This is a genomic window from Enterobacter nematophilus, assembly GCF_026344075.1.
Lineage (GTDB): Bacteria > Pseudomonadota > Gammaproteobacteria > Enterobacterales > Enterobacteriaceae > Enterobacter > Enterobacter nematophilus.
This window is the reverse complement of sequence record NZ_JAPKNE010000008.1, coordinates 104,813-127,734: the sequence shown is the minus strand read 5'-3', so window position 1 is coordinate 127,734 and position 22,922 is coordinate 104,813. Positions and strand designations below refer to the sequence as shown.

General features: G+C 58.7%; 24 protein-coding genes. 10 read left to right on the top strand and 14 right to left on the bottom strand.

What is annotated here, in order from left to right; translation table 11 throughout:
- Positions 1-21 precede the first annotated feature (21 nt).
- Positions 22-705, bottom strand: coding sequence for a fimbrial biogenesis chaperone (locus OSH03_RS18470; protein ID WP_266179770.1), 684 nt, complete (start codon positions 703-705; stop codon positions 22-24).
- Between the two features lie 55 nt (positions 706-760).
- Positions 761-1,309, bottom strand: coding sequence for a fimbrial protein (locus OSH03_RS18465; protein WP_266179769.1), 549 nt, complete (start codon positions 1,307-1,309; stop codon positions 761-763).
- A gap of 614 nt (positions 1,310-1,923) precedes the next feature.
- Between OSH03_RS18465 and OSH03_RS18460 the strand changes: the two genes are divergently transcribed.
- Positions 1,924-2,949, top strand: a complete 1,026-nt coding sequence (locus tag OSH03_RS18460; RefSeq protein WP_266179768.1) for a TerC/Alx family metal homeostasis membrane protein — start codon at positions 1,924-1,926, stop codon at positions 2,947-2,949.
- 475 nt (positions 2,950-3,424) lie between these two features.
- Here OSH03_RS18460 and OSH03_RS18455 read toward each other — a convergent pair whose 3' ends face one another.
- A complete protein-coding gene (locus OSH03_RS18455) occupies positions 3,425-4,087 on the bottom strand; it encodes an HAD family hydrolase (protein ID WP_080441982.1) in 663 nt (220 codons plus the stop codon).
- 240 nt (positions 4,088-4,327) lie between these two features.
- On the opposite strand from OSH03_RS18455, the gene OSH03_RS18450 reads away from it, so the two are divergent.
- Positions 4,328-4,855 (top strand): NlpC/P60 family protein, encoded by a 528-nt coding sequence (locus tag OSH03_RS18450; RefSeq protein WP_061096820.1) that lies wholly within the window; start codon positions 4,328-4,330, stop codon positions 4,853-4,855.
- A 5-nt stretch (positions 4,856-4,860) separates the two neighbouring features.
- Here OSH03_RS18450 and OSH03_RS18445 read toward each other — a convergent pair whose 3' ends face one another.
- Entirely contained in the window at positions 4,861-5,655 is a 795-nt protein-coding gene (locus OSH03_RS18445; RefSeq protein ID WP_253543519.1) for an SDR family NAD(P)-dependent oxidoreductase, read from the bottom strand.
- Positions 5,656-5,687: 32 nt separating this feature from the next.
- Positions 5,688-6,569 (bottom strand): LysR family transcriptional regulator, encoded by an 882-nt coding sequence (locus OSH03_RS18440; RefSeq protein ID WP_266179766.1) that lies wholly within the window; start codon positions 6,567-6,569, stop codon positions 5,688-5,690.
- A gap of 99 nt (positions 6,570-6,668) precedes the next feature.
- Here OSH03_RS18440 and OSH03_RS18435 point away from each other — a divergent pair, with 99 nt between their 5' ends.
- From OSH03_RS18435 to arnF, 8 genes are all read left to right on the top strand, one after another.
- The gene (locus OSH03_RS18435; protein WP_061096823.1) at positions 6,669-7,175 is read left to right on the top strand and encodes a phenolic acid decarboxylase; all 507 of its coding nucleotides are present in this window, start codon (positions 6,669-6,671) and stop codon (positions 7,173-7,175) included.
- A gap of 322 nt (positions 7,176-7,497) precedes the next feature.
- On the top strand, positions 7,498-8,637 hold the full coding sequence (gene arnB, locus OSH03_RS18430; protein ID WP_266179799.1) for a UDP-4-amino-4-deoxy-L-arabinose aminotransferase: 1,140 nt from the start codon (positions 7,498-7,500) through the stop codon (positions 8,635-8,637).
- Position 8,638: 1 nt separating this feature from the next.
- Positions 8,639-9,622 (top strand): undecaprenyl-phosphate 4-deoxy-4-formamido-L-arabinose transferase, encoded by a 984-nt coding sequence (gene arnC / locus OSH03_RS18425; protein ID WP_266179798.1) that lies wholly within the window; start codon positions 8,639-8,641, stop codon positions 9,620-9,622.
- Positions 9,619-11,601 (top strand): bifunctional UDP-4-amino-4-deoxy-L-arabinose formyltransferase/UDP-glucuronic acid oxidase ArnA, encoded by a 1,983-nt coding sequence (gene arnA, locus OSH03_RS18420; RefSeq protein ID WP_266179765.1) that lies wholly within the window; start codon positions 9,619-9,621, stop codon positions 11,599-11,601. The genes arnC and arnA overlap by 4 nt, the downstream gene beginning before the upstream one ends.
- Positions 11,598-12,500 (top strand): 4-deoxy-4-formamido-L-arabinose-phosphoundecaprenol deformylase, encoded by a 903-nt coding sequence (gene arnD, locus OSH03_RS18415; RefSeq protein WP_266179764.1) that lies wholly within the window; start codon positions 11,598-11,600, stop codon positions 12,498-12,500. Before arnA ends, arnD begins: the two co-directional genes overlap by 4 nt.
- On the top strand, positions 12,497-14,152 hold the full coding sequence (gene arnT, locus OSH03_RS18410) for a lipid IV(A) 4-amino-4-deoxy-L-arabinosyltransferase (protein ID WP_266179763.1): 1,656 nt from the start codon (positions 12,497-12,499) through the stop codon (positions 14,150-14,152). The genes arnD and arnT overlap by 4 nt, the downstream gene beginning before the upstream one ends.
- A complete protein-coding gene (arnE, locus tag OSH03_RS18405; RefSeq protein ID WP_266179797.1) occupies positions 14,152-14,487 on the top strand; it encodes a 4-amino-4-deoxy-L-arabinose-phosphoundecaprenol flippase subunit ArnE in 336 nt (111 codons plus the stop codon). The genes arnT and arnE overlap by 1 nt, the downstream gene beginning before the upstream one ends.
- Positions 14,484-14,864 carry a 4-amino-4-deoxy-L-arabinose-phosphoundecaprenol flippase subunit ArnF gene (arnF, locus tag OSH03_RS18400; protein ID WP_061096830.1) on the top strand — a complete coding sequence of 127 codons (381 nt, stop codon included), beginning with the start codon at positions 14,484-14,486 and terminating at the stop codon, positions 14,862-14,864. The genes arnE and arnF overlap by 4 nt, the downstream gene beginning before the upstream one ends.
- Here arnF and acpT read toward each other — a convergent pair.
- The 9 genes from acpT to OSH03_RS18355 are packed head-to-tail and all read right to left on the bottom strand — an operon-like array spanning position 14,821 to position 22,919.
- The gene (acpT, locus tag OSH03_RS18395; protein ID WP_266179762.1) at positions 14,821-15,429 is read right to left on the bottom strand and encodes a 4'-phosphopantetheinyl transferase AcpT; all 609 of its coding nucleotides are present in this window, start codon (positions 15,427-15,429) and stop codon (positions 14,821-14,823) included. The two genes, arnF and acpT, sit on opposite strands and share 44 nt — an antisense overlap.
- A gap of 2 nt (positions 15,430-15,431) precedes the next feature.
- Positions 15,432-16,661 (bottom strand): beta-ketoacyl-ACP synthase, encoded by a 1,230-nt coding sequence (locus tag OSH03_RS18390; protein ID WP_061096832.1) that lies wholly within the window; start codon positions 16,659-16,661, stop codon positions 15,432-15,434.
- A complete protein-coding gene (locus OSH03_RS18385; protein WP_028014712.1) occupies positions 16,658-17,389 on the bottom strand; it encodes a 3-ketoacyl-ACP reductase FabG2 in 732 nt (243 codons plus the stop codon). Before OSH03_RS18385 ends, OSH03_RS18390 begins: the two co-directional genes overlap by 4 nt.
- The gene (locus tag OSH03_RS18380) at positions 17,386-17,859 is read right to left on the bottom strand and encodes a hotdog family protein (RefSeq protein ID WP_266179761.1); all 474 of its coding nucleotides are present in this window, start codon (positions 17,857-17,859) and stop codon (positions 17,386-17,388) included. The genes OSH03_RS18385 and OSH03_RS18380 overlap by 4 nt, the downstream gene beginning before the upstream one ends.
- Positions 17,856-19,025, bottom strand: a complete 1,170-nt coding sequence (locus OSH03_RS18375) for a beta-ketoacyl-[acyl-carrier-protein] synthase family protein (protein WP_266179760.1) — start codon at positions 19,023-19,025, stop codon at positions 17,856-17,858. The genes OSH03_RS18380 and OSH03_RS18375 overlap by 4 nt, the downstream gene beginning before the upstream one ends.
- Before the next feature lies 1 nt (position 19,026).
- On the bottom strand, positions 19,027-19,605 hold the full coding sequence (locus OSH03_RS18370) for a DUF3261 domain-containing protein (RefSeq protein ID WP_061096835.1): 579 nt from the start codon (positions 19,603-19,605) through the stop codon (positions 19,027-19,029).
- Positions 19,602-21,926, bottom strand: a complete 2,325-nt coding sequence (locus OSH03_RS18365) for an MMPL family transporter (RefSeq protein ID WP_266179759.1) — start codon at positions 21,924-21,926, stop codon at positions 19,602-19,604. Before OSH03_RS18365 ends, OSH03_RS18370 begins: the two co-directional genes overlap by 4 nt.
- A complete protein-coding gene (locus tag OSH03_RS18360) occupies positions 21,895-22,500 on the bottom strand; it encodes a LolA family protein (protein WP_119916325.1) in 606 nt (201 codons plus the stop codon). The genes OSH03_RS18365 and OSH03_RS18360 overlap by 32 nt, the downstream gene beginning before the upstream one ends.
- Positions 22,497-22,919 carry an acyl-CoA thioesterase gene (locus OSH03_RS18355; RefSeq protein ID WP_061096838.1) on the bottom strand — a complete coding sequence of 141 codons (423 nt, stop codon included), beginning with the start codon at positions 22,917-22,919 and terminating at the stop codon, positions 22,497-22,499. Before OSH03_RS18355 ends, OSH03_RS18360 begins: the two co-directional genes overlap by 4 nt.
- Positions 22,920-22,922: the final 3 nt, after the last annotated feature.

Below are 22,922 nucleotides of genomic sequence, written 5' to 3'. Positions count from 1 at the left end.
GATGTTATTATTTTAAAGTCGTTATTCTATTTTTTGTGTGATTAACGGGCTGTTGCCGCCATAATCATTGATATATTTCCATTGTACGGTCGCGTTGTTTTTTAATTGCGCGTTATTCAGCTTAAGTGCTTTGCTGGTTTTAGGTGCCAGCATGTCAATCTCAGTCCATTTTTTGTTATTGATCTTCACCTCCGCAAATGAAATGTAATAAGACGATTTATTGCTTACGAGGAGTTCATTGTTTTTAACAGACCACTGAACATTCTTGCCAATGTCCCTCGTTTCATCTGCTAAATTCGCCGGGCGATAAAATAATTTGATCCGGGTGTTTACCGCTATCTGCAGTTTGTTGACATCCTCTCTTGAAGAGGACGGGATCGATTTTACGTTGAGCCAGAAAAGCGACTCACGATCCTGCGGCAACGCGCCGCCGTTATAGATAATACGTAGCGCGTTGGCTTTACCTCCATCAAGACGAAATAGCGGTGGCGTCACAATAAACGGGGCTTTGGTACCCTGTGTATCATTGCCTTGTACCCAGCTTTGTACCAGGAAAGGGCTGGCAGTATTGTTTCTGACGTTAACATTGCTCTCTTTCTTGTCGGCATTGTATACCACTCGCGTATTGGATAAGGTCACACTGGCGTGTGACAAACAAGAGCCAAAGAGCAAGGCCAGCAGCGTCAGGTAGCGTTTCCTTAACATAAAACATCCTTGTGTTCCGGGCTTTTAGTCATAGCCCGGAACTGAGTTGAGTAATTTAGTTATAGATAATGGTGTAATCCGCAACAGCATTTGCTTCACCGGCGGTCACTGTAGCAGCGGTTGATTTATAACGTGCAGAATAAATCATGGAGGCGGTGCCATCGGTAATAGCGACAGATTTATTTGGATTCTCACCCAGTTTCAACAGTGTTCCATCTTCATTCAGAAATTCAATTCCCAAACCTTCTGCTGTCGCATCATCCTTTTTAAGCGCAAGCAGATCATGATTCACGGGATCGTAGGCACCACTAAATCGTGTCTTGGCTGCTGTAAGGGCGGTTTGACAATTAGAGAGATCTATTTGGATTCGGTGAGCACCTGCAACATCACCAATCTGCTTAAATGCAGAAGAAGAAATAGTGCCCATTTGGATCGTTGGGTTACCTCCCTGACCGTTAATATCGACATCACAGGTGCTCTCGGTAATAGTGCCCGTGAAATTGATTTGCCCTGCACCCTTACCAGGAACTGCATCTGCCGCATGGCTGGAAGGGCTGGCAGCGGCAGCCAATAATAATCCCATGGCAATGACGGATTTATTCATCTTTAAACTATTCCTTAGTGTGTAAATGTTAGAACATTATTATTTCAGAGTTGTAACTCAACAGAGTTATTGCGTCCGCGATGCGGATATTCCGTTAATGCGAAAAGTTAACGCGGGTATTCATCATTGCTTACCAGTACGTATGAACAATTTCCATCGCCAGAAGTCTGAATATATGTCGTAATCAGGTTAACAAGAGCTTAAAAAAAATAAAGTGAGAACGCTGTGATTTGTCTTTTGTTCATTTAAAATCAGCAAGTTACGATTTTCTTATCAGAGTTTAATCAGCATTTCTTTCTGAGAATTTTACGGCTTGTTTACTACTCGCTGAATATCGAGTGATGCTCTGCTGATAAAACTCTCAGAATAATGAAAGAATAATTGGCCTTTATGAGAGGTATGAAAGGGATGCATGTTAATACAGGACATAATACCGTTGCGCTACGCGTTTTTAACCCCTTCTCCCTCAGGCAATTTTAACATCACATTTACATTGCCGGGCTGGCGCGAAGAAGTGTTATTATTATTCTCTTGCCCGGTGATACGGGCGTTTTCATCTTTTTGTTGCAAACGTTGTCTCTGCCAGCGCGCAGATGAATGTTAAGGATAGATTCATGGCTTCTGCTCATCTCGGTTTCCCGACTGAAACCGTTGTTGTCTTTGTGGTGATGGCCGTTGGGGCGATGTTTATCGACCTCTTCATGCACCGTCACGATAAACCTGTTTCGCTGAAAAGTGCGGCCATGTGGTCCGTTTTCTGGTTCTCGATGGCGATGGCCTTCGCCGGGTTTCTGTACATCCACCACGGCGCCGAGATGGCGAGCCTGTTCCTCACCGGCTATGCGCTGGAAGAGGTGCTCTCCATCGATAACCTGTTCGTGATGATGGCGATCTTCGCCTGGTTCGGCGTGCCGGATAAGTACCGTCACCGCGTGCTCTACTGGGGCGTGCTGGGGGCGATTGTTTTCCGCGGTATTTTCGTGGCGATCGGCACCAGCCTGCTGAGCCTGGGGCCGTACGTTGAGGTGATTTTCGCGCTGGTCGTCGGCTGGACGGCAGTGATGATGCTCAGACGCAATGAAGAGAGCGACGAAGTGGAAGATTACTCGGGTCACCTTGCCTATCGCCTGGTGAAACGCTTTTACCCCGTCTGGCCGAAAATTAGCAGCCACGCGTTTATCCTGACGCAGAAAGAGGTGGATGCGGAGCTGGAGAAGCCGGAAAACCAGGACGTAACGGTTGGCCGCGTGAAGAAGGCGAAACGCTACGCAACGCCGCTGCTGCTCTGCGTGGCGGTGGTGGAACTCTCTGACGTGATGTTCGCGTTTGACTCCGTACCGGCCATCATCGCGGTGAGCCGCGAGCCGCTGATTATCTACAGCGCCATGATGTTCGCCATTCTCGGCCTGCGTACCCTCTACTTTGTGCTGGAAGCGCTTAAGCAGTATCTGGTGCACCTGGAGAAAGCGGTGGTGCTGCTGCTGTTCTTCGTGGCGTTCAAGCTGGGTCTGAATGCGACCGATCACTTCTGGCACCACGGTTACAGCATTGGCGCGACGGCCAGCCTGTTTGTGGTCTTGGGCGTGCTGGCGCTGGGGATTATCGCGAGCGTAATGTTCCCGGGGAAACGTGAAGCCTGATGTACCGTTTTTCTCCCTCTCCCTGTGGATTGAGGAATCCCCAGTAATTTATAAGCAGAAGCAATAACGTTGTTTCAGAACGAGTTAAGACTTTCAGCGATGCCCTGGTCCGGCTGTAAATCGCCGAAGCGTTTCCGTAAGGCCGGGGCGAGGCGCACGGATGCGCCGAGAGGGCATGGCCTGCAGGGATGCAGGCTCATGCCCGACCCGATAGCCTGAAGGAATAAGCTGAGGGTACCGCGAAGCGGCGATTTACCGCCGGGAGCCCGGGTCGCCAGGGCGGTGGCGATTGAGCCGCCCTGGCACGTTCACTGGTATTGTCGTTACATAGTAGCAAGGAACGTGAAGTGAACGGAATGACCACCAGAGCCGTATGTTCCCCCTCACCCTAACCCTCTCCCCAAAGGGGCGAGGGGATTGTTCACTGCTCGCATTAATTTGTGGGGATCCCTCAGCCCTGTGGGAGGGGCCGCACTTAACCCTTAATCGGTGAATTCCGGCGCTTGCGCGGATGATGGAAGTGCCGCCAGTGCGGATCCTGCGCCGCGGCCAGCAGTTCGTGGTCGCCGCGGGTGTCTCCCCAGGCGCGCAGGTGATAGTCGTTCAGATCGCCATACACCTTCTCCAGCCTCGCCACTTTCTGGGCGCAGCGGCAGTTATTGCCCGTAATGCGTCCCGTCAGCTTGCCGTCCTTCACTTCCAGCTGCGTGCCAATCAGCTTAATGCCGAGCTTGTCCGCCCACGGCTGGAGCACCAGCGCCGGCGACGCAGAGCAGATAGTCACTTCCGCTCCGGAATTCACCTCAGCCGCCACCGCCAGAACCCCTTCGGGGCGCATCAGCTTGTTCCAGTATTTTTCGCAAAAGGCTTCCGCCTGCTGGCGTAGCCAGCGTTCGTCCACGCCCGTCAGGAACGTTTTAATCAGCACTTCCTTCAGCTCATCACGCGTCAGCTTGCGGCGCACGCAGTGGAGCGTGGGCAGCGCCATGCGCACCAGACGACCGGCAAAGTAGCGTTTCCCAAAGGCAAAACGCAGGAAAGGGATAAAGCTGTCGTGGTGCGTGAGCGTTCCGTCAAAGTCAAAGACAGAGAGCACGCTGGATTTAGCCACCGTCTCGTCGGCAATCATATTGGTCATAGATACGTCTTAGCTGAATTACACATTCTGTCGATCAGTTTACCTGCTTTATCTGAACAGTCCTTACATCACCACCCTTTTTTTTCTCAATCTTGCGATCTGAAAGTGAGTCCAATTTTGGCCTCAATAAGGGTTGGTGAAAAAATGAGCTGTCTATATTATCGCCACATCGAAAGATATTTCGGGGGAACGTTGGCCCCCACAGGTAAGGAAAAATTCACTCTTAGCTCCTGTTTAGATATGACATTCAGATCGCTTATTTCAATCCTCACGTTAAGTTTTGCTTCGTTTTCCGCGCTGAGTTTTCAGCTGCCCGCCTCCATGATCTCGGTGAGGAGTGGCTTTGCGGAATCGCCGGTAAAGTCGGCCCTGCTTCACCAGGAGACGGGCCCACTCCGCTCCCGGATACTGGATCAATACCAGAAATGGAAAGGGACTCACTATCAGTGGGGCGGCACCACGCACCGCGGAGTGGATTGCTCCGCGCTCATGCAGCATCTGTTCAGCGATGCGGCGCACCTTCACTTACCGCGCACGACGAGCGAGCAGATCCATCGCGGCGTTCGGGTGGCGCAATACCGTCTGAAGGCGGGAGATTTGGTCTTCTTCCAGACGGGCCCGAACCGCAAGCACGTCGGCGTTTATATTGGTAACAGCCAGTTTATTCACGCCTCCAGCAGCCAGGGCGTGACGGTCTCAACCCTGACTGATGACTACTGGCAGGATCGTTACATTACCGCCCGTCGTGTCGCGGGCAGCGCCGCCTGACGACGTTAAATAATGTCATCCACCACGCCACCATCGACGCGCAATGCCGCGCCCGAGGTGGCGGAGGCCTGCGCTGAACAGACATAAATCACCATATTAGCCACCTCTTCAACCGTGGCGGCGCGCTGGATAACCGAGCTGGGGCGGTTGGCCATGACAAATTCTTTCGCCAGCTGCTCCAGCGATTTACCGGTTCTCTCGATCTCATCTTTCATCATTTCAGCGAAACCGTCCGACATCGTCGGGCCCGGCAGCACGCTGTTCACCGTCACGCCGCTTCCCGCCACGAACTTCGCCAGCCCGCGCGCCAGCGAGAGCTGGGCCGTTTTGGTCACCCCGTAGTGGATCATGTCTGCCGGGATATTGCAGGCTGACTCGGAGGAGATAAACACCACGCGGCCCCAGCCTTTTTTCACCATGCCCGGCAGCAGGGCGCGGGAGAGGCGCACGCCGGACATCACGTTGGTCTGCCAGTAGCGCTCCCAGGTTTCATCGTCGGTGCCATAGAAATCCTGCGGGCCGTAAATCCCGGCGTTGTTCACCAGAATATCGACGTCGCTCGCGACCTTCAGCAGCGATTCAACCCCTTCCGCGGTGCTGAGATCGGCAATGGCGGCACGCACCTGCACCCCAGGCACAACCTGCTGTAGCTGCTGAATACCTTTGTTCACCGAGTCGGTGCTGCGGCCATTCACGATCACTTCCGCGCCGCTTTCTGCCAGGCCTCTGGCAATGGCGAACCCGATCCCGCCGGTTGAGGCGGTGACCAGGGCCACTTTCCCCGCAAAGTCGATTTTCATCATCAGCTCCTTATCGTTTTAACGTTCGGACCTTAAAGCGTAGCAGGTGATGATGACGGCTCCTGGCTAAAAAGGGCCAGCAGGGTTTCAACCTGCTCATCCAGCGGAGCGAGGGTGCGTTTCACGATCAGATGCAGGGGCGTGGCCCGACGAACGCCGTGGCTCAGCGGGAGTATTTTCAGCACGCCTTGCTCCAGCTGGGGCTGAATGCGCTCTTCGGGCAGCCAGCCGTAGCCGACCAGAGAGACGACCGCCTCTATAGCGGCGTCGATGGTCGAGAACGTCCACGACTCGCCGGCAGCCCGCGCGGCGTTCTGGCTGTCCGCAATCTGGATTAGCGGCCACGGGCGCAGCATCTCATCATTCAGCGGCGCGTCGAGGCTAAAGAGGGGGTGCTGGCGATGCGCCACGGCGACAAAGTCGATATTCATCAGCCATTCGCCGAGCCCGGTAATGTCCTGGCGGCGGGTTAAAACCATCACATCGGCCTCGTTGTTCATGGCATCGGCGCGGGTATTTTCCAGCACCTCCGTGAGGCGGACCTGAGTTTGCGGATACTGCTGCTGGAACTGACGCAGAATGGCGAACAGGCGGCGGCGCGGGTAAATCGAGTCCACCACCAGGTCCAGCCGCGTGCGCATCCCGTTACGAAGGGTCGCCGCGCGCGTCTCGACGTACGAAAATGCTTTCAGCAGCGGTTTCACCTGGCCGAGAAGCAGTTCTCCGGCCGGGGTCAATACCGCCCGTCGCCCCTCCGGCGCCAGCAGCGCCACGCCCAGCCGCTCCTGCAGCAGCGACAGGTTATAGCTCACCGAGGACTGGCTGCGGTGGGTTTCTTCCGCGGCTTTGGCAAAGCTGCCCGCGTCCACCACTTTTTCCAGTAAAGCCCACTGTTCCAGCGTCGTCTTGTGCATAATTTATCTAAAATTTGGATGAGTTTGATTAAAACATAGCGTTATTCATTCATTTTTTGAAGGCTTAAGATCGTCTCATCAAAACGAAGGAGACATCTTATGAACACATTCGACAAACACGACCTAAGCGGCTTCGTTGGTAAACATCTGGTATATACCTACGATAACGGCTGGAATTACGAAATTTACATCAAAAATGAAAACACCATCGACTACCGTATTCACAGCGGCCTGGTAGGCAATCGCTGGGTGAAAGATCAGCGGGTGTATATCGTTCGCGTCGGTGAAAGCATCTATAAAATTTCCTGGACCGAGCCAACCGGCACCGACGTCAGCCTGATTGCGAACCTGGGTGACCGGCTGTTCCACGGCACCATCTTCTTCCCACGTTGGGTCATGAATAACCCGGAAAAAACCGTCTGCTTCCAGAACGATCATATTCCGCTGATGAACAGCTATCGCGACGCTGGCCCGACCTATCCAACGGAAGTGATTGATGAATTCGCAACAATCACCTTTGTACGCGACTGTGGTGCCAACGATGAAAGCGTGATTGCCTGCGCGGCCAGCGAGTTACCGGAAAACTTTCCAGATAACTTAAAATAAGCGCGACAATTAACTAAAAAGAAAAGTTCCCGGTTATTTCTTCTTTTTCAGAAATAACCGGGATTTTTTTTGTTTGTTTATGTTTGGTTTAAAATAATGACGAAGAAAATTGAATTAGATCACGAAATAAATAATTCATAATTAGTTAAGTGTTTGTTTATAAATGAATTGATATTGATTTTGTTACATCTGGAATACGCATCTTAATTTTTCCCTAAGAAATGAACGATACCTTGATATGAGTTTATGGTTCGTTGAAATAAACGAACAGGCAATTGGTTAATATCAAGCGCGTGCCATTCTTATTGCAAGGAAATTAATGATGAGTGATTTTTTGCCTTTTTCCCGCCCGTCGATGGGTAATGAGGAATTAGCGGCGTTGCAGGAGGTTTTAACCTCCGGCTGGATCACCACCGGGCCTAAAAATCAGGAACTTGAAGCGGCATTTTGTCAGCTGACGGGGAACCAGAACGCGATTGCCGTCTGCTCGGCGACGGCGGGCATGCACGTCACGCTGATGGCGCTGGATATTGGCCCGGGCGATGAGGTCATTACCCCCTCCCAGACCTGGGTCTCCACGCTGAATATGATCGTGCTGCTGGGCGCCACGCCGGTCATGATCGATGTGGACAAAGAGACATTGATGGTGACGCCGGAAGCAATTGAAGCCGCCATTACCCCGCGTACCAAAGCGATTATTCCCGTGCATTACGCCGGCGCGCCGTGTGATATCGACGCCATTCATGCCGTCGGTGAGCGTCACGGTATTCCGGTGATTGAAGACGCGGCCCATGCCGCCGGAACGTACTACAAGAACCGTCACGTGGGCTGGAAAGGCACGGCGATTTTTTCCTTCCACGCCATTAAAAACATGACCTGTGCGGAAGGCGGTTTAGTCGTCACGGATAACGCCCGGCTTGCCGCGCGGATCCGCAGCCTGAAGTTCCACGGCCTGGGCGTGGATGCCTATGACCGCCAGACGCACGGCCGTGCGCCGCAGGCCGAAGTGATCTCGCCGGGGTATAAATACAACCTGGCGGATATCAACGCCGCGCTGGCGCTGGTGCAGCTGGGCAAGCTGAAAGAGGCCAACACGCGCCGCCAGGAGATTGCGCAGCGCTACCTGCGCGAGCTTGCCGATACGCCGTTCCAGCCGCTGAGCATTCCGTCATGGCCGCACGTTCACGCCTGGCACCTGTTTATTATTCGCGTTGATGAAGCTCGCTGCGGGATCTCACGCGACGGCCTGATGGCGGCGCTGAAGGAGCAAGGCATCGGTACCGGCCTGCATTTCCGCGCGGCACACACCCAAAAATACTACCGCGAGCGTTTTCCTGATGTATCGCTTCCGAATTCGGAATGGAATAGCGCGCGTATTTGTTCTCTCCCTCTTTTCCCGGACATGACTCATGACGACACAACCCGCGTCATTACCGCGCTCCATCAGCTTGCAGGACATTGATATGTTCAGCGCACCGCCTGTACAAAAAGTTTCCGTGGTGATCCCTGTTTATAACGAGCAGGAGAGCCTGCCCGAGCTGATCCGCCGCACCACGGCCGCCTGCGACACGCTGGGCAAAGCCTATGAAATTCTGCTGGTGGACGACGGCAGCAGCGATGATTCCGCGCTGATGTTGACCGAAGCCGCCCAGGCCGAAGGCAGCCATATTGTCGCCGTGCTGCTCAACCGTAACTACGGCCAGCACTCCGCCATTATGGCCGGGTTTAGCCACGTGACGGGCGATCTGATTATCACCCTGGACGCGGATCTGCAAAACCCGCCTGAGGAGATCCCGCGCCTGGTCGCCAAAGCCGATGAAGGCTATGACGTGGTCGGCACGGTGCGCCAGAACCGTCAGGACAGCCTGTTCCGCAAGCTGGCCTCGCGCACCATCAACCGTCTTATTCAGCGCACCACCGGCAAAGCGATGGGCGATTACGGCTGCATGCTTCGCGCCTACCGCCGCCATATTGTCGACGCTATGCTGCACTGCCATGAGCGCAGCACCTTTATTCCGATCCTCGCCAACACCTTTGCCCGCAAGGCAACGGAAATTCCGGTCCTGCACGCCGAGCGCGAGCACGGGGAATCGAAGTACAGCTTTATGCGTCTCATCAACCTGATGTACGACCTCATCACCTGCCTGACCACCACGCCGCTGCGCCTGCTGAGCGTGTTCGGCAGCGTCATCGCCGTGGCCGGTTTTACGCTGTCCGTCCTGCTGGTGGTGCTGCGGCTGGTCTTTGGCCCGCAGTGGGCGGCGGAAGGGGTCTTCATGCTGTTTGCCGTGCTGTTTATGTTCATCGGCGCCCAGTTCGTCGGAATGGGCCTGCTCGGTGAATACATTGGCCGTATCTATAACGATGTTCGCGCACGTCCGCGCTACTTTATTCAACGTGTTGTCCGTCAGGAACACAAAGCATCTCAAGAGGAAAACCACCCATGAAAGCCGTTGTATTTGCCTATCACGATATGGGGTGCGCGGGCACGCTGGCCCTGCTGGACGCGGGCTATGACATTGCTGCAATCTTTACCCATCCGGACGCGGCAGGAGAAAATCACTTCTTCGGCTCCGTGGCGCGTATCGCCGCCGAGCGCGGTATTCCGGTTTATGCCCCGGACGACGTCAACCACCCGCTGTGGGTGGATCGCATCCGCGCGCTGGCGCCTGATGTCATCTTCTCGTTCTACTATCGCAACCTGATCTGCGACGAGATCTTAGGCCTGGCCGCAAAAGGGGCGTTTAACCTTCACGGCTCTCTGCTGCCCGCCTACCGTGGCCGCGCGCCGCTGAACTGGGTGCTGGTCAACGGCGAAACGGAAACGGGCGTGACGCTGCACCGCATGGTGCGCCGCGCGGATGCCGGAGCCATCGTCGCCCAGCAGCGCGTGGCAATCGACGCGGATGAAACCGCGCTTGAGCTGCATCATAAACTCTGCACTGCGGCGCAAAGCCTGCTGCGTGACGCGCTGCCAGCCATCCTCAACGGTACCTTCAGCGAGACCGAGCAGGACGAAAGCAAGGCCAGCTGCTTTGGCCGCCGCGCGCCGGAAGATGGTCGCCTGGACTGGAATAAACCCGCCCGCCAGCTGCACAACCTGGTGCGCGCCGTGACCGACCCGTGGCCGGGCGCGTACAGCTATGCGGGCGTCAGCAAATTTATCGTCTGGAAATCCCGCGTGCGTGACGATATCCCGGCCGCTAAGCCGGGCACCATCGTCTCCGTCTCCCCGCTGGTGGTGAGCTGCGGCGAGCAGGCGCTGGAGATCGTCACCGGGCAGACCGACAACGGCCTGTACGTTCAGGGCACGCAGCTGGCGCAGTCTCTGGGGCTGGTGGCCGGGGCGCTGATCACCAGCGCGCCGGTGGTGGTCATCAAGCGCCGCACCCGCGTGCTGATCCTCGGCGTGAACGGCTTTATCGGGAACCACCTGACCGAACGTCTGCTCAAAGACGATAACTACGAGATTTACGGTCTGGATATCGGCTCTGACGCCATCAGCCGTTTCCTCAACAACCCGCGCTTCCACTTTGTGGAAGGGGACATCAGCATTCACTCCGAGTGGATCGAATATCACATTAAAAAATGCGACGTGGTGCTGCCGCTGGTCGCCATCGCCACGCCAATCGAGTACACCCGTAACCCGCTGCGCGTGTTCGAGCTGGATTTCGAAGAGAACCTGAAGATCATCCGCGACTGCGTGAAATACGACAAGCGCATCATCTTCCCGTCCACCTCTGAAGTGTACGGCATGTGTACCGACAAAAACTTCGATGAAGATGCCTCCAGCCTGGTGGTCGGGCCGATCAACAAGCAGCGCTGGATCTACTCTGTCTCCAAGCAGCTGCTGGACCGCGTGATTTGGGCCTACGGCGAGAAGGAAGGTCTGCGCTTTACCCTGTTCCGTCCGTTCAACTGGATGGGCCCGCGTCTGGATAACCTGAACGCTGCGCGTATCGGCAGCTCTCGCGCGATCACCCAGCTGATCCTGAACCTGGTGGAAGGCTCGCCTATCAAGCTGATTGAAGGCGGTAGCCAGAAACGCTGCTTTACGGATATCAGCGACGGTATCGAGGCCCTGTTCCGCATCATCGAGAACAAAGATAACCGCTGCAACGGTGAGATCATCAACATCGGTAACCCGGAAAACGAGGCGAGCATTCGCGAGCTGGCAGAGATGCTGCTGGCAAGCTTTGAGCGCCATCCGCTGCGCGATCGCTTCCCGCCGTTCGCCGGTTTCCGCGAAGTGGAAAGCAGCAGCTACTATGGTAAGGGCTACCAGGACGTCGAGCACCGTAAGCCAAGCATCCGCAACGCGAAGCGCTGCCTGAACTGGACGCCGACGGTGAAGATGGAGCAGACCATTGACGAGACGCTCGACTTCTTCCTGCGCACCGTGGAGCTGTCGGAACAGGCCTCATGAAAAAAGTCGGTTTACGCATTGATGTCGACACCTTCAGGGGAACGCGTGACGGCATGCCCAGGCTGCTGGAACTGCTGAGCAGGCACGGCGTGCGCGCCAGCATTTTCTTCAGCGTGGGGCCTGACAACATGGGACGCCATTTGTGGCGTCTGGTTAAACCGGCATTTCTGTTCAAAATGCTGCGCTCGCGCGCGGCATCCCTCTACGGCTGGGATATTTTGCTGGCCGGCACCGCCTGGCCCGGCAGACGCATCGGCGCGGGTAATGAAGACATTATCCGCGCGGCGGCGCAGCATCATGAGATTGGCCTGCACGCCTGGGATCACCATGCCTGGCAGGCCTGGGCGGGCGTCTGGGATATCCCGCGCCTGTCCCGTGAGGTTGAACGTGGAATGCTGGAGCTTGAGGCCATCATCGGCCAGCCCGTGCGCTGCTCCGCCGTGGCGGGATGGCGTGCCGACCAGCGGGTGGTCAAAGCCAAAGAGCATTTCGCGTTTCGCTACAACAGCGACTGTCGCGGAACCGGGCCGTTTTTGCCGCTGTTGGGCGAAAATCGCTACGGTACGGTGCAAATTCCGGTCACGCTTCCCACGTGGGATGAGGTGGTGGGGCGCGAGGTGAAGGCGGAAGCATTTAATCGCTACATTCTGGACCGCATCCATCGTGACGCCGGAACGCCGGTCTATACCATCCATGCAGAAGTGGAAGGGATTGCGTACCAGCATGATTTCGATGCGCTGCTGACGATGGCCGCTCAGGAGGGCATTGCGTTCTGCCCGTTGAGCGAGCTGTTGCCGGACGACCTCAGCACCCTGCCCGTGGGCAAAGTAGTCCGTAGTGAACTGGCTGGCCGGGAAGGCTGGCTTGGCTATCAACAAACCGTGAGTTCGGTCCCATGAAAACAGCCCGTTATGGCGTAGCGCTTTTCGCACTGTTTATCGTTTATTACTTCATCCCGGTCGATATCCGGCTGCTGTGGCAGCCTGATGAAACGCGCTATGCGGAAATCAGCCGCGAAATGCTGGCATCAGGTGACTGGGTTGTCCCGCATTTCCTGGGGCTGCGCTACTTTGAAAAGCCGATCGCCGGCTACTGGATCAACACCATCGGACAATGGCTGTTCGGGCACACGAACTTTGCCGTACGCGCCGGGTCGATCTTCTCCACCGGGCTGGCGGCGCTGCTGGTTATCTGGATGGCCTGGCGCCTCTGGCGGGATAAGCGTACGGCCATTTTCTCCGGCCTTATCTTCCTGACCCTGTTCCTGGTGTATGGCATCGGCACCTATGCGGTACTGGATCCCATCGTCACCCTGTGGCTGGTGGCGGCGATGTGCAGCTTCTGGCTCGCTTCACAGGCGCACACCGTGGCCGGAAAAGCGGGCGGCTATGTGCTGCTTGGGCTGGCCTGCGGCATGGGGGTGATGACCAAAGGCTTTCTGGCGCTGGCGGTACCGGTGATTGGCGTGCTGCCGTGGGTCATCGCCCAGAAGCGCTGGAAAGAGGTGCTGATTTTTGGCTGGCTCGCGGTCCTGAGCTGCGTGCTGATTGTTCTGCCGTGGGGGCTGGCCATTGCGCACCGCGAGCCTGATTTCTGGCGCTATTTCTTCTGGGTTGAGCATATTCAGCGTTTTGCCCAGAGTGACGCGCAGCACAAGGCACCGTTCTGGTATTACCTGCCGTTCCTGCTCGCGGGCAGCCTGCCGTGGCTGGCGCTGCTGCCAGGCGCGCTGCGTCTCGGCTGGAATGACAGACAAAACGCGGGCGGCGGGTTCTACCTGCTGGGATGGGTGGTAATGCCGCTGCTGTTCTTCAGCATCGCCAAAGGCAAGCTGCCGACCTATATCCTGCCCTGTTTTGCCCCGCTGGCTATCCTGATGGCGCGCTATGCCTGCCTCGCGGCGGAAAAAGGGGCCAGAGCGTTGCGCATTAACGGCGGGATTAACCTGGCGTTTGGTGCAATCGGCGTGGTGGCGGCGCTGGCGGTCTCGCCGTGGGGGCTGGCTAAGCATCCGGTCTGGACGTCGGTTGAACTGTATAAAGTCTTCTGTGCGGTGGTGGCGTTCCTCATCTGGGGCGCGGTAGGCTGGTTTACGCTGCGGCAGAGCCAGCGGCGCTGGTGGCTGGCGGCGCTGTGTCCTGCGGGCCTGGCGTTGCTGATTGGTTTTGCCATTCCGAACCTGGTGGTGGATTCCAAACAGCCGCAGTCGCTGGTGGATACCGTGCGCGAGCCGCTTCAGGGCAGCCGCTTTGTGCTGACCAATAACGTTGGCGTGGCCGCGGGCCTGGCGTGGGAGCTGAAGCGCAGCGACATCACGCTGTTTGCTCAGAGCGGCGAGCTGCGCTACGGGCTGAATTATCCCGATGCGAAAGATCGCTTTGTCAGTGAAGACGACTTCGCGCAGTGGCTGGCAACGCATCGTAAGCAGGGAAGCGTGTCGCTGGTGATGCTGCTGTCTAAACGTGACGATATTTCAGAGGCGAATTTACCGCAGCCGGACAATCTCTATATCCAGGGGCGTCTGGCCCTGCTGGAGTATCTGCCGAAGTGATGGCCTGGACCTGGCTGATACTGGCAAGCCTGCTGAGCTGCGCGGGACAGCTGTGCCAGAAGCAGGCTACCCGTCCGGCGAAGGACGGGCGGCGTGGCGCGCACGTCATGCTGTGGCTTGGCCTGGCAATGCTGGCGCTGGGCTGCGGGATGCTGGTCTGGCTGGCGGTGCTGCAGCGCCTGCCCGTCGGCGTGGCTTACCCTATGCTGAGCCTCAATTTTGTCTGGGTGACGCTGGCGGCGAAGCTCTTCTGGCGCGAGCACGTTGCTGCGCACCACTGGCTGGGGGTCGGGTTCATCATCATGGGGATTATCGTGCTGGGAGGAAGCCTGTGAAAGGCGCGTTCTGGGCGTTATGCAGCGTGCTGTTAGTCAGCGCCGCGCAGCTGTTGCTGCGCGATGCCATGCAGGCCCTGCCGCCGGTCAGCGATCTTCTGACGTTTATCTCCGCGCTGTGGCACGTCTCGTCCGGCACGGGCGCGCTGCTGCTGGGGTTGACGGGATACGTGGCTTCCATGGGCTGCTGGTATCTGGCGCTGCACCGCATGGCGCTCAGCAAAGCGTACGCCTTGCTGAGCCTCAGCTATATCCTGGTGTGGGGCGCGGCAATCCTGCTGCCCGGCTGGGGGGAGCGCTTCTCCTGGCACGGGCTGGCGGGCGTCGGGTTGATTATGCTGGGTGTGCTGGTGATTTTCCTGCCCCGACGTGAATAATCGACTCGGTGGTCAGGGTATACGGTGTGGGTGTACAAACGGCCAGGCTCAGTGAACCGAGCTGTAGCTGGCTGACCGAGTGCGACTGCGCCGTGCTGTCGATGCTGACAATCTGCCAGGCGCTGCCGCCGCGCTGTTTCACAATTGCTTCTTTACGCGTCCAGATACGCCAGAAGGCGGAAAGCTGTTCCTCGGGCGCTTCACGCTCCAGCTCGTCATGCTCTGTCAGGCTGAAAACGGCGTTGGCCAGCGCCTGCCAGTTCTGACGGGGGCGAATCACTTCGATATCGCAGCCCACTTCGCCTTCATCGCTCATCAGCAGGGCGATATCATCACCGCTATGGCTCAGGTTGAACCACAGCGGCTCCCCCTTTGCAAAGGCCGGTTTCCCCTGCTCGCCGTAAATGATGTCGGGGAGCGGAGTGGGGGATAACGTTCTGGCGAGCAGCGTCCGGCCAGCCAGCCAGGAGGCCTGTCGTGCACCCTGAGGTGCCCTGTCTGCGAGCGTTGACGCCAGCGGGTCCGCGCAAAGGGTGGAAATTTTTCCCAGTACAAACCGGTACATAGTTACGCCCAGCGTTTAATGATAATCGAGGTATTGATGCCGCCAAACGCGAAGTTATTGCTCTGCAGATACTCGCAGTCAATCTGACGGGCTTCTCCCATAATATAATCTAAAGCCCCGCATTGCTCATCCGGCTGCGTTAAATTGAGTGTCGGGGCAAACCAGCCTTCGCGCATCATCTGCAGGCTCATCCACGCTTCCAGCGCGCCGCAGGCCCCCAGCGTGTGGCCAAAATAGCTCTTCAGCGAAGAAACCGGCACGCTGTCACCGTAGATGGCGGCCGTCGCCTGGCTTTCGGCGATATCGCCGCGGTCGGTGGCGGTACCGTGCGCGGAGATATACCCCATATCCCTTGCGCTTAACCCCGCCATCGCCAGCGACTGCTCCATGCAAATCTGCATCGTGTCACGCTGCGGCTGGGTGATATGGGCCGCGTCGCAGTTGGTGGCGAAGCCCACGATCTCACCGTAGATGGTGGCCCCGCGCGCTCTGGCGTGCTCCAGCTCCTCCAGAATCAGGGTGCCTGCGCCTTCCCCAATCACCAGACCATCGCGCTGCGTATCAAACGGCGACGGGGTGGTTTTGGGTTCGTCGTTGCGCTGGCTGGTGGCAAACAGCGTGTCAAACACCGCCGCTTCAGATGGACAAAGCTCTTCCGCACCCCCCGCGACCATAACGGTCTGATACCCGTGGCGAATCGCCTCCCAGGCGTAGCCAATCGCCTGGCTGCCGGAGGTACAGGCGCTTGACGTCGGGATCACGCGGCCGCGCAACCCAAAGAACAGGCCGGTATTCACCGCCGTGGTGTGCGGCATCATCTGGACGTAGGTTGTCCCGGTGATGTTATTGGTGTGCTTTTCGGTAAGCATGGTCGCGAACTCGCTGACCGGGCCGGTGCTGCCTGTTGAAGAACCGTAGGCGATACCGGTTTGCCCGTTGGTGAGCACCGCTTCGCCAATCAGCCCCGCCTGCTCAAGCGCCAGCTCGGTGGCGCGGGTCGACATTAGCGACACGCGGCCCATGGCGCGGATGCGCTTGCGGGTATAGTGTTCCGGCAGCGCGAAATCGTCGATCGGCGCGCCCAGCAGGGTGTGCAGGCCATCGTACACCTGCCATTCCGGCATTTTACGCACCGCGTTTTCATACGCCAGCAGCCGGCTGGAAACGGAGTGCCAGTTCTCGCCAAAGGCGGTCACGCCGCCCATGCCCGTAATCACCACGCGACGCGTCATAGCATGCCTCCGTTAATCGAAATGACCTGGCGGGTCACGTAGCCCGCGATATCCGACATCAGATAGCTTGCCAGCCCGGCAACCTCCTCGGCCTGGCCCATACGTTTCATTGGGATGATGGACATCGCTTCTTTGAGCGCGGCCTCCTCCATCTCAATCATGCCGGTATCAATCAGCCCTGGCGCAATGCAGTTCACGGTGATTTTGCGTTTTGCCAGCTCGATCGCCAGCGCTTTGGTGGCGCCGATAATGCCCGCTTTGGCCGCGCTGTAGTTCACCTGGCCGCGGTTGCCCATCACGCCGGAGACGGAGGATAAGGTAATAATGCGCCCGCCTTGACGGGTGCCGATCATGGGCATAATGCAGGGGTGAATGACGTTATAAAAGCTGTCGAGATTGGTGTGGATCACGCTGTCCCAGTCGTCTTCACTCAGCGCCGGAAAGGCGCCGTCGCGGGTAATTCCGGCGTTGCTGACCACGCCATACCATGCGCCATGGGCATCAATTTCCTGCTCCAGCACCTCGCGGCACTGCTCGCGGTTGCCCACGTCAAACGAGAGTAAACGGCCGCTGCCGCCCGCCTGGGTGATGGCGTCCAGCGTCTCCTGCGCGCCTGCGGCATCACGATGGTAATGCACGCCGACGGTGAACCCGTCAGCGGCAAGCTGGCGGGCGATGGCGCGACCAATGCCTTTGCTGGCCCCTGTGACCAGTACGGAACGACTCATGCGTGGGATCCCTGATTAAAAAGCGATGTTAATTCTTCTGCACTCGGCTGGAAGGTGTTGACCCGGCCCGTGGCCAGCGTCTCTTCACCTGCGCAAATCGTGCATTCAAAACTGCCGAAGCGTTCGTCCTGCATCAGCAGCTTAACGGTAATGTCCAGCGTTAAGCCGTTGGCGAAACGCCCGCTGGCGCAGACCAGCTCGCGCGCGCCGAGCACCATGCCCAGCGCGATATGTTCCTGCCCCTGCTGCTGACGATGCCAGCCCGACCAGACGCCAACGGTCTGCGCCATCAGCTCGAGCGCGTACCAGCCCGGCAGGTCGCCATCGGCATTGAGAAACGGTGCCAGCACGCTTTGCCTGTCAACCGCCACGCGGCAGACCGCCATGTCATCCGTTACATTCTCAACGGACCCCAGCAGCATCATGGGCGCCTCGTGCGGCAAATAGGCTTCGGGTGATAGATAGCTCATGACGTTCTCCCCAGCAGAATGCTGGCGTTGTTGCCGCCAAACGCGAACGAGTTAGATAAAATGACCGGCTTTTTCAGGGCGGCGCGCTGGTGCAGCAGGCCGCACGGCGCCAGCGTCTCGTCCGGAGCGTAGCGGGAAAAATCCTGCGGCGGCAAGGGCAGATCGCGCGTCAGGATAAGCCAGCTCAAAGCCGCTTCGGTAATGCCGGCAGCGCCCAGCGTGTGGCCTGTAAGGTGTTTGGTTGAACTGCACGGCACGCTTTCCCCGAAGAGATCGTGAACCACCTGTGATTCAATCTGATCGTTGAGCGGCGTGGCCGTGCCGTGCAGGTTGATATAGCCAATGTCGTCCGGCTGCATGCCCGCTTCGCTGAGCGCCTGAGTGATAGCCCTTATCGCCCCTTCGCCCTGAGGATGCGGGGCGGAAATATGGTACGCATCGCTGGATTCGCCCGTCCCGAGCAGCGCCACGTCCGCGGGTTCCCGGCTCAATACCATCAGCGCCGCCGCTTCACCGATGGTGATCCCCCGGCGGTCCCGGCCAAACGGCTCGCAGAGCGTGGGGGAGAAGGATTCAAGGCTGTTAAAGCCGTTGACGGGCATCCGGCTCAGGGTATCGGCCCCGCCGACAATGGCGATATCCACCAGCCCGGCTTCAATCAGACGTTTGCCGCCGATCATCGCCCGCGCGCTGGAGGAGCAGGCGGTGGAGATCGTATAGGCCGGGCCTTCAAGCTGCAGCCAGTTGGCGAGAAAGCGGGACGGATCGCCCAGCTCCTGCTGCGGATACTGCCAGCGCGTGCTGGTCTCGCCGTCCGTCATGCGCCTAACGTGCTCATCGCCTTCGTCCAGCCCGGAGGTGCTGGTTCCCAGCACCACGGCCACGCGGTCGCGGCCAACGCGGGCGATGGCCTCGTCGACGGCGGGCTGAATCTGCGCCAGCGCGGCCAGCAGCAGCTGGTTGTTGCGGGTGCGGTGTGCAGAGAAGGTGTCCGGGATGAGCGGCAGCTCGCCTTCCACGCCGCCCAGTACCGCTTCGGGTGTTCCCTGCAACCAGCCGGTCCGGGCGTGCATGCCCGGCGCCACGCCCGCAGCCAGGTTGGCGGCAATCTCATCTGGAGAGTTGCCCAGCGCGTTGACCATGCCAACAGCGGAAATATAGATCATCTCAGTCACCCAGATATTGAATGGTGATGTGGTATTTAAAGACGTGCTGCTCGATGCTTATCGGCTCGCGCTTGCCCTTGCGCTGGAGGTAGACAATCTCCGTCACCAGCTTGCCGCTGGCGTTGCGCAGCTCGCGCCGATCGCCATTGTCCTTCAGCGTCCAGCCCTTCGGCAACTGCGGCTGCCAGGCGCTAATCGGCCAGTGGCTGAGCATCACGTCGGCCAGCACCTGGCTGGCTGGCGGCAGCTGCGGCACGACGATGGACTGCTCGGTATGAATACCGCTCTCGTCGTACGTTGCCAGGAACAGACGGATCCCCACGGAGGAGAGCCCGGCCAGCGTGACCTTATGCGCATCCGCGTTGAGCATCACCAGCAGGGACTGCGTTTGCCCGTTAAAGCTGCCGGTCAGCAGCTGCTGGGAGCTTACCGCCGGGCTGATGCCGGGCGGCGGAAGCGTGACTTTGGTGCCCGGCTGGAGCCAGGCCTGAGGCCGCGTCTCTTGGGTATCGGTCGAATGGCTGCAGCCTGCCAGCAGCAGCGCCGCGGCCAGCGCGACGGCGCGATAAACAGCGTTCATTTACGTTTTCTCTCTTTCTTATCCGGCATCGCCAGCGGGGCCAGCAGGAAGGCGGTGAAAATACCGCTCACCAGCACAATACCAAAGCTGCTGATGGCCTGGGTGGCGCTGAAGACGAGCATGCCCAGCGTCAGCAGGGTGGTCATCATCGCCAGGGTAATCGCCAGCATCGAGGTCAGCGGCGTACCGCGCGGGTTGCTGAAGAACAGCGTGTAGTTAATGCCAATGCCGAGCACCAGCACCAGCGCCAGCAGTGAGAACAGATTCACCGGGTGGCCCGTTGCGGCCAGCACCGCCAGCCCGCAGCTCAGCGACAGCGCGGACGGCACCAGGCTTATCAGCCCTTTGCGCCAGCCGAGGCGCAGCATCGCCCCGCAGGCAATCACCGCCAGCGCCGCAAACAGTAGCCCCGTCAGCAGCGTGCGGTAGAGGGCAAACAGGCTGTCAAAGCTGGCTTTGCGATCCACCCAGACGACGCCGTCGTGGCGCGCGGCCAGCTCACCGAGCGCCGCGCTGTTTTTTGCGCCGTCCACCGGCACGAGCACGCCGCTTTCCCCGTCGGGCAGTGTCAGCCAGAGCAGACGCCAGCCTTCGCTGGCCGGGCTGTTAAGCCACGCGTCCACGCTGACCGGCATGGCCTCCAGATTTGGGGATACGGCGTTGAGCCCTGCGCTTTTCAGCACGTCCGTCACCGCCGGCGCGGCGTTCCGCAGCAGCGTAAGGTCGCTTTTCTGGCGGGCCAGCGAGTTCAGCGGCAGGGTGCGCCAGCGGGCAATCTCTCCCGCTTTTTGCGCCTCGGCCAGCGCCGGGGTAAAGGCTTCCAGCCGCTCCAGCGTTTGCTGGGGCGAAGCGCCGTGCACCACAAACCATTTCTGATCGACGCTTTGGCCGGTCAGGGCGGTAATAGCTTTCTCCTGCGCCAGAATATCTTTCGGCAGCGCCTGCAGCTGGGCGATGTCGTCATCCACCCTCAGGGTGCTCATTCCCACGGCAGAGAGCAGCGCCAGCGCGACGGGCAGGCCAATGGACAGTTTTTTACTGCGTCGCCAGGCGGCCAGCCAGCGCAGCATCAGGACCATAAAGGGAACCGGGCGCACCGGTAAACCCCGGCACAGCCACGGATGCCAGAAAATCACCGTCAGGCAGGAGGCGCTCAGCCCCACGGCGGCGAACACCGCCATCTGGCGGATCCCGGGGAAGGGGGCCAGCATCATAATCAGGTAGGCGGCGACGGTCGTCAGCAGCGCCAGCAGCAGCGCATTGCGCACTTTGGCCAGGCTTTGCCAGGGGGAGAGCTCCGCGCCGTGGACCATCCGTTCGGTCAGGTAGTAGAGCGTGTAGTCTGCTGAAATACCGATGATGCTCATGCTCATCACCAGCGTCATCAGGTGCAGTTCGCCAAAGAGCAGCAGCGTCACCGCCGTGCCCGCAAGCGCGCCGATGGCAATCGAGAGCACGCTCAGCAGCAGCGGGCGCAGAGAGCGGAACACCGCCACGATCAGCAGGAACACGCCAAGCAGGGTGGCGATGCCCAGCGTCGAGACGTCGCGCTTGGCCTGCTGGCTGGCGTAATCGCTGTAGAACACGGTTCCGCGGGAAAGCAGCTGAGCCTGCGGATAGCGCGATTTCAGCGTCTGTTGCAGCGCGTTAAGCGTCGTCACGAGCCGGTGGGTCTGCTGCATATCAAACGATGACCCCGCCAGCTCGCCGTGCAGCAGATACCAGTAGTTTCCCGCCCCATCCTGCGTGACCAGCCAGCCGTCCATCAGCCGCAGCTTCTGGCCGTTTTGCGCCAGGGCGAGCTGCGAGCCGCGCATCAGCATCAGCGGATCGTTTTGCAGCTCTTTGCCGCTGACGCCGGAAAAGGCGGAGTAGAGCTGGGATAAAATCCACTGCGCCTGCGCTTCTCCGCCGTTTTGCAGGCGGGCGCGGGTGGCGGGATCGATCAGCCCGTTGCGGTGCTGCCAGAAGAATTCTCCCCAGGCCTTTTGCCCGGCGGCGTCCATCGGGCCCTTAACCTCGCGGAGCGAGTCGCTGCCGTGCAGCAGTTCAAGCCACTGCTGCGCCACGCGCGGATCCGGCTCTTTGCCGGGGCTGACCAGCCAGACCAGCTGGCGGTCGAGACGCTGCATAAACCCGTCGTTGAGCGCCGGCGGGATCGCCCCCAGCGTCTGCTTCGGCAGCATGGCCAGCACGCTGCTGTTCAGCCGCGCGCCGGGCAGCAGCGACAGCAGCACGCCCAGCATAACCAGACATACCGTGGCCCACAGCAGCGCCGGGCGCAGGGATTTACGGTGCGGCAAAGCGTTGGCGTTCGTCATCGGTCAGGGTGGCGGGCGTCAGTTGGTGGTTTGAAAGGGCGATATCGGTTCGGTCGCCCTGCTTATCGTTCAGGCGAATCGTCTCCAGATAGGTCGCGCCGCCCAGATCGAGGGTGGCGAAAATCTTGTCCAGCGGCGTCGTTTTTGGCGTAAGCACCAGCGACCAGCGGCCCGCGCCCAGGTCTTTAAAATCGATGCGGAAGTTCTCTTCCAGCACCTTGCGATCGGCCTGGAACAGGGCCCGCAGCAGGTGGTTGAACTGGAACATCTGCGGATTATTGTCGGCAGTGATGGTCTGCGGCGGCTGGCCGTTAATTGCCTGAACCATCCGCTTGTCGTCCAGCAGCAGCGTCATCGGAAACGGCGCTTTTTGATCCCACAGCAGGCCGCTGTCGCGGGCAATCAGCATCTCGCCCTGCGAGCGCAGCGGCTGCGGCATATCTTTTATCGTGCGGACCTGTTCGAAGTGCGCGCGCACCACGGGCTGCTCGGTGAAGCGCTGCTGCAGTTCATCCAGCGTCACGGCGCTGACCAGCGGGCTGACGATCAGCGCCAGCAAAGGCAACCATTTCATGGCGTAACTCCCATTCGTTCAAACAGTATTGCCGGGCTGACAAAGCACATTTCGCGGGTGGCTTCTTCCACCGCCACCTGGATGGTGTATCCGGTGGTGGTGCGTTTGCCGGTCTGCGCATCGAAAATTTGATAGGCAATGCGCAGGCGGTTTTCATACTCTTCAATCTGCGCGCGGACGCGAATGCGCTGCTCAAAGGTCACCGCATCGCGGTATTTCACCCGCGTGTCGACAACGGGCCAGACGTAGCCGGAGGCCTTCATCTGGCGATAGCCATAGTCAAACTGATTGAGCAGCGCCTCGCGGGCGATCTCAAAGTAGCGGAAATAGTTGCCGTGCCAGACCACGCCCATCATATCGACGTCGTGGAACGGAACGGTGATCTCAACTTCAGTCGTAAAGCGGGGATCGGTCAGCACCCT